This is a genomic window from Gramella sp. MT6 (assembly GCF_019357415.1).
Taxonomy (GTDB): Bacteria; Bacteroidota; Bacteroidia; order Flavobacteriales; family Flavobacteriaceae; genus Christiangramia.
Genome location: NZ_CP048410.1, coordinates 3,546,921 through 3,560,492 on the forward strand (window position 1 = coordinate 3,546,921; position 13,572 = coordinate 3,560,492).

Annotated in this window: 12 protein-coding genes; 10 read left to right on the top strand and 2 right to left on the bottom strand. The window is 36.9% G+C overall.

Translation table 11 applies throughout. From position 1 onward, the window contains the following. Positions 1–46: 46 nt before the first annotated feature. A complete protein-coding gene (locus G3I01_RS16065; RefSeq protein WP_219549558.1) occupies positions 47–4,537 on the bottom strand; it encodes an ATP-binding cassette domain-containing protein in 4,491 nt (1,496 codons plus the stop codon). 237 nt (positions 4,538–4,774) lie between these two features. Here G3I01_RS16065 and G3I01_RS16070 point away from each other — a divergent pair, with 237 nt between their 5' ends. From G3I01_RS16070 to G3I01_RS16085, 4 genes are all read left to right on the top strand, one after another. Further along, on the top strand, positions 4,775–5,281 hold the full coding sequence (locus G3I01_RS16070; protein ID WP_219549560.1) for a hypothetical protein: 507 nt from the start codon (positions 4,775–4,777) through the stop codon (positions 5,279–5,281). A 115-nt stretch (positions 5,282–5,396) separates the two neighbouring features. Beyond that, on the top strand, positions 5,397–6,113 hold the full coding sequence (locus tag G3I01_RS16075; RefSeq protein ID WP_219549562.1) for an SIMPL domain-containing protein: 717 nt from the start codon (positions 5,397–5,399) through the stop codon (positions 6,111–6,113). 153 nt (positions 6,114–6,266) lie between these two features. Further along, positions 6,267–6,656, top strand: a complete 390-nt coding sequence (locus G3I01_RS16080) for a RidA family protein (RefSeq protein WP_219549564.1) — start codon at positions 6,267–6,269, stop codon at positions 6,654–6,656. An 88-nt stretch (positions 6,657–6,744) separates the two neighbouring features. After that, a complete protein-coding gene (locus G3I01_RS16085) occupies positions 6,745–7,122 on the top strand; it encodes a DUF2255 family protein (RefSeq protein WP_219549566.1) in 378 nt (125 codons plus the stop codon). Between the two features lie 82 nt (positions 7,123–7,204). On the opposite strand, the gene G3I01_RS16090 is transcribed toward G3I01_RS16085, so the two are convergent. Next, positions 7,205–7,342, bottom strand: a complete 138-nt coding sequence (locus G3I01_RS16090; protein ID WP_219549568.1) for a hypothetical protein — start codon at positions 7,340–7,342, stop codon at positions 7,205–7,207. Positions 7,343–7,582: 240 nt separating this feature from the next. Here G3I01_RS16090 and G3I01_RS16095 point away from each other — a divergent pair, with 240 nt between their 5' ends. The 6 genes from G3I01_RS16095 (at position 7,583) to G3I01_RS16120 (ending at position 13,392) form a co-directional block, all read left to right on the top strand. Next, a complete protein-coding gene (locus tag G3I01_RS16095) occupies positions 7,583–9,289 on the top strand; it encodes an amidohydrolase (protein WP_219549570.1) in 1,707 nt (568 codons plus the stop codon). A 64-nt stretch (positions 9,290–9,353) separates the two neighbouring features. Then, positions 9,354–9,647 (top strand): hypothetical protein, encoded by a 294-nt coding sequence (locus tag G3I01_RS16100; RefSeq protein ID WP_219549572.1) that lies wholly within the window; start codon positions 9,354–9,356, stop codon positions 9,645–9,647. A gap of 247 nt (positions 9,648–9,894) precedes the next feature. Beyond that, positions 9,895–10,299, top strand: coding sequence for a hypothetical protein (locus tag G3I01_RS16105; RefSeq protein ID WP_219549574.1), 405 nt, complete (start codon positions 9,895–9,897; stop codon positions 10,297–10,299). 41 nt (positions 10,300–10,340) lie between these two features. Beyond that, positions 10,341–11,738 carry a TIGR00366 family protein gene (locus G3I01_RS16110; protein WP_219549576.1) on the top strand — a complete coding sequence of 466 codons (1,398 nt, stop codon included), beginning with the start codon at positions 10,341–10,343 and terminating at the stop codon, positions 11,736–11,738. Positions 11,739–11,869: 131 nt separating this feature from the next. Then, positions 11,870–12,850, top strand: a complete 981-nt coding sequence (locus G3I01_RS16115; RefSeq protein ID WP_219549578.1) for an NADP-dependent oxidoreductase — start codon at positions 11,870–11,872, stop codon at positions 12,848–12,850. 32 nt (positions 12,851–12,882) lie between these two features. Further along, a complete protein-coding gene (locus G3I01_RS16120; protein ID WP_219549580.1) occupies positions 12,883–13,392 on the top strand; it encodes a lactoylglutathione lyase family protein in 510 nt (169 codons plus the stop codon). Positions 13,393–13,572: the final 180 nt, after the last annotated feature.

Sequence of the window (13,572 nt, forward strand, 5' to 3'; positions counted from 1 at the left end):
TTCCCAAAATTTTAATTGACTTCTGCTGAACTTGTAAAGTTAAGTTTTACTTTAAAGTTGCTCCAATCCCTATTTTCCCCAGTAAATATGGATTATGATCAATGATCAAAATATCATTTTGTTCACCGAGTTTCTTTAATATCGCATACAAAAGATCTATATCAGCATAGTGTAATCCCGTACTTGGTTCATCTAAAATATAAAGCTCATCTTTAGCCTGATCATTCAGCCAGTTCAACAACAATAATCGTTGCTTCTCTCCTGAAGAAAGTGATTGCACCGGTTGATCCAGTCTAAGATGTGACAAACCGATCTCATTTAACTGATCAAGGAACTGGAATATTGAAGCAGGTGCCTTTACCTCATTCAACCATTCTTTTAATTCTGTAATATTCAATGCAAGTACCTCAGCAATGTTCTTCGACTGAACAGTATGCTCCAGTATATGTGGCTGGTAGCGCTGTCCCTTACATACTTCACATTTTTCAATCGCATTCGCAGCTACATCAAGGCTGGTTTCAGTAAATCCCCTGCCTTTGCAGTTGGGACACTGACTGGTTTTTGTTTTATATGAAAAGTCCCGAGCCTTCAGATCTGATTCGGCTGCGAAAATCTTACTTATATCCTTCAACAGATCCAGATATGAAACCAATAAGGTTTTCGCGTGAGATCGAAGTTTTTTGGTTTCAAAATAATGGGCTCCTTCATATTTCCCCGGAAATTTTATGCTTTCACAATTGACCGGCCTGCCGGTTTGAATGCTGGGTATCAGGATCTCTTTTACTAAGGTAGTTTTCCCGATTCCTGATTTACCGCTAATGGCTGTGATCCCGCCAACAGGTACTTCCAGCCCATCCTTCACCAGTGTGTGTTTCGACAATTTCTTAATGGCTATATGATCCTTCCCTGCTTTCAACTCAACCTTTTTTGATGGCGCCTTCAGAAATGGATGACATTCTGGTTGTTTCAGGAAATCCTGAGGACTTCCCTCATAAGAAATATAACCTCCCAGCTTGCCGGCCAGAGGTCCGAGTTCCACCAGTCGGTCAGCCGAAAGAATGATCTCTTTGTTATGCTCGATCACCAGCACCGTATTGCCTTTTTCAATAAGTTCTTTCAGAATATTGATCAGGTCCGGGATATTGTCATTAGATAATCCTGCCGAAGGTTCATCTAAAAGATAGGTAATACCCTTCAGCGGACTGTTCAACTGTTTGATCAGTGCTACCCGCTGGTTCTCTCCTCCGGAAAGAGTGGTTGATTTTCTGTTGAGTTGCAGGTGATCAATATGCAATTGTTTTGCTCTTTTGATGGTATTGATCAAATAAGGCTGAATTTTGCAAATGAGTTTTTGATCGATCTCTTCATACTTATCAACATTTGAAAGCCATTCTTCCAAAGTTTTAAAATCCATGCCCTTTATTTCATGGATGGAGTTTCCTCCAATTTTAAAGGCTAATCGTTCCGGCTTTAATCCACTTCCCTCACAATGACTGCATTCCGCAGGAGAGAAAAGTGCTTTGAGCTTATCGATATGCTTATTTTTACGAGTCTTATAGTATTCTTCCTTTAAGTAATGAAAAAGCCCTTCCCATTTCATACTTACTTCTTGAATACCTTCCCTGGTTTTAGTTTTGAATAGCCAATCTGCTTTCCAGACCTTATCCCCTGCTCCCTGAAAAAGGATCTCTTTTTGTTGGTCATCCAGCTGCTTAAAAGGCGTTTTCAGGTCAAATCCATACGTAGCCCCCAGTTCTTTTACGATCGCCATATACTGGCTCCCTGCTTGCCCATAATAGGCCAGCGCCTTATTATGTTCAAAGAGACCTTCTGCAATACTCTTTTCCTTATCAAGTACAATTTTATTAAGATCTGGCAGCAATTCCTCACCTATGCCATCGCAAATGGCACATTTTCCTAATTCGTGATTATTGGAAAAATGGCTAGCAGATAATTCCTTTCCTTCAAATTGCGCTTTTCTGGAAAAGACAAAGCGTAAGATCTTATCTATTCCCGTTTGTTTGGCAATATCTGAACGCTCTGTAAAACTCCTTTCCTTTCTGGTAACACAGATCGTTGGACTTAGCCCTTCAATATTTTCAACTTCAAACTGAAAATTCACTCCTGCCCTGGATTGCTGATAAGATGAAAACTGTTTGGTCATTTCCTGCAGTCCGTAGCCGTGCAGGGTATCTATCACCAAAGAAGATTTTCCAGAACCCGAAATTCCGGTAAAAACAGTCAACTGGTTTTTAGGCAATTCAATATCCAGATCCTTAAGATAATGAGTTCGGGCACCTTTAATAGATATTTTATCAATATCCTGTTCTGTTAGATCTTTGAGATCTATTGGCTCAGCTTTAATGGTATTATCCACCCACCTGTCGCAAGAAGATTGAAAAAGCGGATGATTCTCAAAGCAAATAATTCCCGCGGTTTGTGCTTTAAGCTGGTGCAAGGCTTTAAGCAACTGTCTCAAATTCTGCTGATGCAAACCAATACTGGGTTCTTCCAGTATTAGCAGCGTCTTTTTTGATTGTTTTGCAAAATGCTTGGTAAGCTTGATACGTTGCGCCTCACCGCCAGATAAAGTATTGGAAGGCTGCCCCAGTTTGATATAACCCAGCCCCAGTTGCAGCATCAAAGAAAGAATTTTGGTGAGCTGCTTTTCATCACTAAAGAAATCGTAAGCCTCCTCTATGCTCAAGTTATATATATCTGCAATATTCTTATTGTTCCAATGCACTTCCAGAACCTCATCCTTAAAACGCTTCCCGTTACAGCTGGGACAAACTTGGTTAATAGTTCCCATCACGTTCATGGATAAAGTGATCACACCGGCCCCCTCGCAGGTTTCACATCTTCCCCGCTTATTATTAAACGAAAAAGCTCCTTTACCTAATTTCTGGGCTTTAGCTTCCAGTGATTTAGCTAACAGATCACGGATCTTATCCGCTAAACCGGTATAAGTAGCCGGATTACTTCTGGGAGTTTTACCTATGGGCTGATCGGAAACTGTAAGAAGGTTCAGATCCTCTTTTTCACCATATGCGGATAGCCTATTTTGTATTTCAGGAGTATTTCTGCTCACCACGCACAACTCGCCTGATTGCGGCTGAAATGAATCTGCTGATTCTCGTTTATGTTTATTCTTAGAAGTTGTGGCTGAATCGTGTAATTCATTTAAGGTGGGACTGTTCAGGTTTTCGGCATTCAAAAATTCCTGGATCGGGCCATTAAAGATCACTTCTCCTCCATGTATTCCTGCTTCGGGACCTAATTCTACGATCCAGTCTGCTGAACGAATAAAATTTAAATCATGCTCTACAACCATTACCGTATTTCCGCGACTTATCAACCGATTCAGAATATGCCTTAAATAGCGCTGATAATCTTCAGCTAAGCCTATGGAAGGTTCATCAAACACATATAGAATGCCTTGCAGATTGCTGTTTACCTGCCCTATCAATTTGATACGTTGGGCATCTCCAGAAGAAATATCACTGCTGGGAGTGCTTAACTTGTAATCTTCCATCCCTAATCTTATAAGATCAATCAATTGAATACAGATCTTATCAACCAGCACATTTTCTCCTTCGACCAGCTCCTGTTTCTTAAGCCTGTCATACAGATCGTTTAGCGAAAGATCCATCCATTCCTGGAAGTTCAGTCCTTTCCATTTAAATTTCAGATGTTCAGCTTTTATACGTGCACCATTACAACTGGGACAAATACTGGAGCTCACGAATTTCAGAATGTTCTTATTTCGATCCCGTTTTAAAATATCGGTCATGATCGGTAGTATCCCTTTATAATAACCTTCTTCGCGAGGCTTCGCTTTAAAGCCTTCCCATCTTAACCGTGACTCCAAAGTATGTTTGCCATAAAACACTTTTATGCGGTCGCTACCATTTAGAATGACATCCTTTTGCTCCTCTGAAAGTTCCTTCCAGGGCACATCCACATTAAAACCATGAACTTTACATACCTTATTTAATTCCTCCACCGTTACCTGAGAATAAACGATATAACCGTTAGGCAAGGTAGTGGTGATAGCTCCTTCTTTAAGTGTCTTACTCTCATCTCCTACTAATTTATTGATATCGATATATTCTGCATGTCCAATTCCATGACAGCGCTCGCAAGCTCCTTTGGGATGATTAAAGGAAAAGATTGATTTACTCATGGTTTCCTTTGCGGAATATCGAGCAAATAAGATCCTGAATACAGCTGTAAGCTCTGAGAGTGTGCCGAAAGTGGCATTAATAGACTGAAAGCGTTTTGATTGCCCTACCTTGATCACTGGCGGGAGTGCTTCAATTTCATCTACCTCAGCCGTGGGTATAAGCTGTGCATTTTGCTGGTTATATGCCGGGAGGCTCTCTAAAAAATAACGATAACCCTCATTTGCGATCACATCCATGGCCAGAGATGATTTCCCGGAACCCGATAAACCGGTCACTACGATCAATTGATTTTCAGGGATGCTTAGATCAATATTTTTCAGATTATTTTGGTGGGCATTAATGATACGCATACAGGGCTATGGTTTCTATTTTGAAAAAGATAAAGATAGAAAGATTAAAACGGCTCAAATAAAGAATTCAGGAAAGGAGATAGTGAAAATTTCTAAATGCAAAGCAGGATAATTCTTTTAGTTCCAACAACTAGAAAGAAAATAGTTAACTTCACAGGAAAGAAGGTTCTAGCTTTCTGAAATTGAAAAATAATTTCTGAATCTTTAACAACCCAGACCGTTATTAATATAAGGTATATGAGACCACAAGCTTTAATTTTAATGATCTTGCTACTAATTCTAAGTTGCCAAAATTCAAAAAGATCAGAATTAGAAAAGGAAAATGATGTTTTTGAACAATCATTTTCAGACTACAAGGAATTAGCTATTTTAAAGGACTATCAAAAGGTCACAGATACTTCCTATATCAAAAATGGCATGGAACCAACTCATCGCATTACTCATTTCAGAAAAAATGAGAAAAATCTAATTCTCCTTTCCAGTATTACTTTTGATGATAATTACCAGGAGGTTTTATTGCCACTTGACACTCTCAAGATTCCGAATCTTGAGCAAGATACCTATATTACAATAGGATACTGTGAAATGAGCAATATGCTTCCGGAAGAAATTATAGCTATTGTTGAAAAGACGGATAGAGATACCATTCAAAAAGTAATGAGAGCCTGGAAGGCTGATTATTCAAAAAGTGAAATAGAAGAAATCCAGGATATTGAGGATATCATTTGTCTTAATCAAGGTTAAAACTGAATTAATTTTAATCAACTATCCAGAAAAGAATTAAATTCATCTTCTGGAGAATCCCAGGATTTTATTCCTTAAAATATTATAGAATAGTGCTTTTAAATCAATATAGAATATGAAGAAATCATACGCGATCATTATTTTTTTAATTTCATTTATCACTAGTGCTCAAAATGTTAAAACCTCGAATACTCTGGAAGTGGTGGGATTTGCAAAAGTTGCTATTACTCCAGATATCGGAATTCTGAATATCAATATCACTAATATCGACAGTCTTTTTAGTCAATCTATAAATGGTCTGAATCAAAAATCCACAGCGATCAGTGATCAACTTTCTGAAATTGGATTCCAGCGCTCTTCGATTAGAACAAATAATTTTGAGGTTCATAAAAATACGGTATACAGAGATAACAAAAATGTTGATAGTGGCTACATAGCAAGCCAGCAGATACAGCTAGAATTTAAAAATGATAAGGATAATATTTCCAGGATCCTGAAACAATTTTCAGGTAGTAGATCTCAAGTTGACCTCAATTTCAATTTTAAACTATCAGATACCTTAAAAAGAAGTGTTCAAAAGGAAATAATTAAACTTGCAACTAAAGATGCCTTCGATAAAGCTAAATTAATTAGCGAAGCTTCTGAAATAGAGAAGGGACAGGTTGTGAAAATTAATTATGGGAATAACTTTAACGGCGGAATGAGATTGTACAATAACGATCAGGGTTTGAATGAAATAGTAATTAGAGGAAAAAGTGATCTTTCTAATGGTTTCACCCCCAGTGATGTGGTTTATACCGATAATATACTGGTTACCTGGGACCTGAAATAGCTATATTAAGATCACTACCTAATCGACATAAGATCATTAAGTTTTATTTCACTTTGAAGATATTTTTTTGATTTTGTAATTAATCTAGCGCCTAAATCTATTAGGACTGGAACGGAATTTTAGTATTAACTTGAATACTCTAAATACATTATTATGAAAAGAGTATTAATTTCGAACGGAAATCCATTAGAAGATATAATCGGGTTCAGTAGGGCGGTAAAAGTGGGACCTTATATCACAGTTGGAGGAACAGCACCTGTAGATAAAAACGGAAAAACCGTGGGAGCTGGTGACATAAAAGTACAGACCAGAAAATGTATCGAAATTATACAGGCAGCTCTGAAACAAGCGGGATCTGGATTAGATGATGTAGTGCGAACAAGAATTCTTCTAACAGACATAAATGATTGGAAAGCCGCTATAGAAGTTAGATCTGAATTTTTCAGGAAGATCAAACCGGTGGATACGATTATGCAGGTAAGCAGATTCGTTAATCCGGAATGGTTGATAGAGATCGAAGCAGACGCGATTATAGATAATTAAAAAATAATAATCAGAAAGAAGAACGCATTTAAGTCTTTCAACTTTCTTTTCAAAATAGGTAAGCATTTCAAACTTTTATTACCAAAATATGTTCCCTAAAGAATTATATGAATTTTTAGCTAAGCATACCCTTATCGAAATAAAGGGAGGCATAACCAGAGATAGCTTTTTAAAGATCTGGATGGTAGAGGTAGACAAAAGGCTTTTTGCAAGAAGCTGGAATAAAAGTGAAAAAAGCTGGTTCACTGAATTTCAGAGAACGGGTGTAGGAGAAATTAAATATGGTGAGGAAGTAATCAGGGTCCAGGGTGAAAAAATTGATGCCGAAAACCCGATCAACCACAAAATTAGCCAGGCCTATATTAAAAAATATAACCAGCCCGAAAATCTTAAATATTCACAAGGAATATCACAACCTGAGTATTTTGACTATACAATGGAATTTTCTTTGTATGATAATCCATAGCTCAGTACTTCACTTCCCAATTTTAAAAAGTGATTTCTTAATTGCTTGATAACCCAAAAGTTAACACAATATGTGATTGCAGTTAAACTGAAGGTCTATCATTACTATCCTGTACAATTTCCTTTTGAGCTTTAAGAATAGTCTGATCAAAATAGACACCATCGCTATGCATATCGGCAAGCACAAAACTCTCTCTGAAGTTTTTTTGATTTGTTTCCATTTTTTATTTTAAATATAAACATTTTGTTTATATTTTTAATGAATTAATTAAACAAAATAATTGCTTTTAACATATTTTTCATTTGTAATTTATTGAAGATCAATAAATACTACTTCAAAAAAGAATTTAAAATGAATATCCATAGAGTTATTTCAATGATCCTAAGGTTAATAAAAAATCGCTTCTTATATTTAACATGCTGATTTACAGTTCACAGCAAGCATTTTAAATACCGTGATTATGAAAATTACCTTAGCCTTTTTAGCTCTTCTAGTTTATTGCTTGCCATTTCTGAACTTACTCAATGCTCAGGAGTCAAACACTCGAGTCACAATATTTCATAGTGGAGATATTATAACTATGGCTGGTGATCTGCCTTCATACGCAGAAGCGCTCGTCATTAATGGTGAAATCATTACTTATGTAGGTAATTTAAATGGAGCTAAAGAGAATGCCGGTAATGATTTCCTGGAGGTCGATCTAAAAGGTAAAACTTTGCTTCCGGGGCTAATCGATGGTCATGCACATTTCAGCAATTTTGCTTCACAGGCGATTGGTGCCATACTCCTACCCTCTCCAGATGCCGATGCCGACAATATCCCGAAGATCATAGAAATTCTAAAAAAATGGGATACTCCTGAAAACAGGGAATTGACCGGTTGGATTTTCGGTACCGGCTTCGACGATTCCGTATTAGAAGAAAAGCGTTTTCCAACCAAACATGACCTTGATAAAGTTACTACCGAATACCCGATTATGATCACTCATATTTCGGGACATTTTGCTGTTGTAAATTCTAAAGGACTGGAAAAATTAGGCATCACTGCAGCTACCGAAAATCCCGAAGGAGGCCTGATAAGGCGTGAAAAAGATTCCAATGAGCCTAACGGGGTATTAGAGGAACTTGCTGCCATCCCCTTTATGCTGGATGCTATAGCTCCAAAATCTCCAGAGGCCAATTTTAAATTTTTTGAGGCAGGCCAGGAAATGGCCCTTTCATATGGATATACCACTGCCCAGGAAGGAAGAACTATGCAGAATGCAGATTACTTAATAGAGATGGCTGAAGCCGGAAACCTGAAACTGGATGTTGTAAGTTATGTAGATTATCTATTTACAGATAAATATCTAACAACGAAATGGTATGACAGGGACTATAATAATCATTTCAGATTCGGGGGTATGAAGCTAACTCTTGATGGTTCACCCCAGGGAAGAACGGCCTGGAGAACAGAACCATATTTAATTCCACCAGACGGAGCTGAAAAAGATTATTCAGGATATCCTGCAATTCCAAATGATGAAGACGTAAGCACTCTCTATAGAAAAGCCCTTGAAAATAACTGGCAAACACTTACCCATGCTAATGGAGATGCTGCTATGGATCAAATGATTCGAACGTTAAAACCGCTTCTTAAAGAATATGGTAATGAAGAAAGAAGGTTTGTGCTCATACACGGGCAGTACGTTCGTGATGACCAGCTTGATGACTTTAGCGAAATGAGAGTAATAGGATCTTTATTCCCGCTTCATACTTTTTATTGGGGTGACTGGCACAAGCAAATTATTGGGAATGAACTTGGTAATAAAATAAGCCCAATGAGAACTGCCCTGGATAAAGGCATGAAGGTTACAGTACATTCTGATGCCCCAGTAGCTCTGCCTAATTTAATGCGGGTAGTATGGACTGCGGTGGAACGTACTTCCAGATCTGGAACTATCATTGGGGAAAATGAGCGTCTAACCCCTTATGAAGCATTAAAAGCAATTACCGCCTGGAGTGCATACCAGCATTTTGAAGAAGATAGAAAAGGTACTTTGGAAGTAGGAAAACTTGCCGACCTGGTCATTCTGGATAATAATCCGCTTAAGGTCCAGAAGGATAAAATAAAAGATATCGTGGTTTTAGAAACCATCAAAAATGGGGTTTCAGTATATCAAAAATAAGTTGAAATAAAATTTTATATCTTTAAGAAAGGAATAACTCCTTCATTTTCAAATATTTTAAAATATGTCTGTTGAAAGGGGGCCAAAAAGCCTTCATGAACATAACAAATCTTTGCTGTATTCCAATCGACCAAAGTTTAAGGAAGATATAAGGGAAAATATCTATCTGGATAAAATTAGAAATGATGGAATTGGGATTGATAGGATCGATGAAAATCAGCTTAAGAAAGTAATAACCCAAATAAGGCTTAATGCGAAAAAGGAGTTATATCGACAATATAAAATGCTCACTGTTTCAATTTTTATTGCCATAGTTATTATGATCTTTCTCAAAGATTACCTGGATCAACGATTTTAACCAAAAAAATACTTTTAACCATTCTCTCTCCATTTTTGGATAAAACCTGCCCTTCTTATTCCCTTCATGTTCTTGCAGAACATTTCTATATTTTACTTTTCTAACATGGCCTATCGATGTATTTATTTCAATAATAAATGAATTTTTATTCCTCTATTTTCATTTATAAAAAAATAAAAGTCAAGTAATTAAAACCTAAATCGTTAAATTTAAGACAGTTAAGTCAATAAATCAAAAAGATATGAAAATGAGATATTTACTGTTGTTCGTTTTTTTTATTTCTATGTCGGGATATTCCCAGGATGAATCATGGAAGAAGGTTGGGGAAAAGTTAGTGGCTTTTAAAAGCGAAAAAGATAATGTACAATTAACCGGAAATGAGCGCAATATAGACAAGATCAAGATAAAATGTGTTCAGGGCACCCTGCAATTAAAAAAAGTTACCATAGTAATGGACAATGGTGAAAAAAAGGAATATGATGCCAGGGGTATTGGGATACTGACCAAGGGAATGTCTTCCTCAAATTTCGCTGTTCCTAACAAAAACGAAAAAGTAAAAAGACTGGAACTGGAATATGATTCCAAAGGGGCCATGGTAGTGAACAAAAGAGCGAAAGTTGAGATTTGGGGTAAAAAAGATAAAGATGATTGAAAGTTAGATCAAACCGCCAACTTTAATTTTATAACCTCAAAATGATCGAAAAACTTGGAGAAAAGTTAACGTACATATATTTGAAATATATGCCAAATGCGTTTGTCTTTGCTATTCTCCTCACGCTTATCACAGGTATTGGAGCCTATTTATGGCTAGAAGTTACTGCATTGGACATTATCATATCCTGGTATGACGGCTTTTTTGACCTTCTAGCCTTCGCGATGCAAATAGTTTTAATTGTAATTACAGGTTATAGTATAGCCCTTTCTCCTGTCATTAAAAAAGGGATCGACTCCCTGTCCAGGCATATTAATTCACCCAGTCAGGTTTATTTTATCGTAGTTTTTATTGGATTATTATTTACTCTTATCAGTTTTGGATGGATAGTTATTACCTGCGTTCTGGCCAGGGAACTGGCTCTTCGTGTAAAAGGGGTTAATTATCCATTCCTTACTGCCTGCGTTTATTTTTCAGCGAATACCTGGGTTTCAGGTTTTAGCAGTTCTATTCCATTATTGCTGAATACTGAAAATAATTTTTTAATCCAGTCTGGTATTCTGGATAAAGTGATCCCAACTTCCTACACGCTGGGTTCTACTTTAAATATTACAATGATCTTTACTTTACTAATCCTTGCTCCTCTTGCAATTCTAATTTTAAGACCGAAAAATACCAGAGATAAAGAAATTAGTGACCTAATGATTTCGAAAGAGACTTCGAATAATCTGACCATTAAAGAGGAGGCCCAGAGCCTGAAATTGCCTTTCAGGTCCTATTCAGATAAAATGAATAACAGTTACGTTCTTCAAATGATCATAGTAATAATGGGGCTGTCATATATTGTTTATCATTTTAGCTCAAAGGGGTTCGATCTTAATTTTAATATCATGATTTTCATTTTCATTATAACTGGCTTATTGCTGCATAAAACACCTATGCGCTATGTAATTTCCATGAAAAGATCCAGTAGTAATGTTTCAGGAATATTATTTCAGTATCCTTTCTATGCTGGTATTATGGGGATTATGCTATATACAGGATTAGGAGAAAAGCTGGGGCAATTAATGGCCTCTCAGGCAAACATAGACTCCTATCCTTTTTATGCTTATTTGACCGGTGGGCTCGTGAATTTTGCCATACCTTCGGCTGGTGGAGAATTCGCTGTGGTTGGCCCCAGTATCATCAATGCGGTGAAAGAAATTGGTATTGGATTACCTGCCGAGCAAGTTACAGAGATAATTTCACGGGCTTCGCTGGCCGTTGCCTATGGTGAAAGCCTAAGCAATCTTCTGCAGCCATTTTATTTACTTTTAGTATTGCCTATAATGGCTGCTGGAATTAAAATCCAGGCCAGGGACATCATGGGTTACCTGGTCCTACCCTTTATAATATTTTTTATTATCCAGTCCCTACTCGTACTCTATTGTCCCATGTGAAAAATTAAAACTTCTGAAGTCCTGCTGGTAAAAAAATATAATTACATCTGAATTAAGATTCTTTCAGAAAAGAATAGAAAAATCCAAAAGAAGACTTAATTTACTGGTGTCCAAAGGATAAAATATAAATTATGAAAGCATTACAAATAATTAAATACGGAGAAATCAAAGATGGGCTTGCTATAAAAGAGGTGAAAAAACCAACCATAAAATCCAAGGATATTCTAGTGAAAGTAAAAGCAGCGGCTTTGAATCCCATAGATTATAAAATAGTGCAGGGTCATTTAAAAGATATGGTACCACTGGATCTACCATGCACTATAGGTTTTGATGTAAGTGGCGTAGTGATCGAAAAAGGTGATGAAGTTGAAGATTTTGAAGTTGGAGATGAGATCTTTTCCAGGGTCCCACAAGAACAAATGGGTACCGTAGCTGAATTCGTAACAATAAAAAGTGAGCTGGTTGCCAAGAAACCTACTAATATATCTTTCGAAAAAGCATCTGGCTTACCTCTAACAGGACTTACAGCTATGCAGGCACTGGAAAATGTTGGAATTAAAAAAGATGACAGAATTTTGATACATGCTGGCTCTGGGGGTGTAGGAAGTCTGGCTATCCAATATGCGAAAAAGAAAGGAGCTATTGTCTACACCACTACCAGTACCAAAAATGTAGATTGGGTCAAAGCCTTAGGAGCAGACCGTGTTATAGATTATACCAAGGAAGATTATAAAGAAGTTGCAAAAAACCTGGATATAGTCTTCGATACCATTGGTGATGAGCATACTTTTGATGCTTTTAAAATAATAAAAGATGGCGGAAAAGTATCTACCATAGTGGGTCCGCCAGATGAAGAAACAGCCAGGCAAATGGGTATTAAGGATTACGAATTGCCAGAGAAACTGGCCAAGCTCATTGAAAAAAAATCTGCCGTATATAAACTTACCTGGATGCAACCCAATGCAGAGCAGCTGAAGGAGATCAAAGCAATGGTTGAAAATGGAGATATTAAACCAATTGTAGATCTTATCTACTCGTTTGAAGATGCAGTTGATGCCTACGAATACCTGGCTAAAGGTAAAGCAAGAGGGAAAGTGATCGTATCTATCTAATATTAAGACTTTGAATTTTAAAAGAATACATTATGAATAGTCCAAGGTATCCTAAGTCTTTTTCCCATATAGGGATTACCGTCCCAGATATTAAAAAGGCAGTGAAGTTCTATAAAGAAGTAATGGGCTGGTATATTATCATGCAACCTTCCGTCGTGAGAAAAGAAAAAGATACCGCAATTGGCCAAATGTGTATCGATGTATTTGGTGAAGATTGGACCAGGTTTGAGATTGCTCATATGTCTACCTCAGATGGTATTGGAATTGAGCTTTTCTCTTTTCCGAATGGAAAAAAAGAGGCTCCAGAATTTAATCCATTTAATACAGGGTTATTCCACTTTTGCGTCCAGGACCCGGATATAGAAGGTCTAATTGAAAAGATAGTTTCGTCTGGCGGAAAACAGCGTATGCCAATTAGAGAGTATTACCCTAATGAAAAACCCTATCGAATGTGTTATGTAGAAGATCCTTTTGGCATCGTATTCGAAATTTATACCCATAGCTATGAGCTTACCTATTCCGCCGGGGCATATAGTGATTAAGTTGATTTAGAATTATAATACCTAAACCCTCCAGTTTTTTCAATAATTAAACTCTGAACAACCCATGTATACTGATTATCAGTTTTTTACATATATTTACTATAATTAAAAATTGTTAGCAGATATTTCCCTATCTGTCCTTTTATATTCCGATCTAACTCATTGCTTTTTGACTCTAAG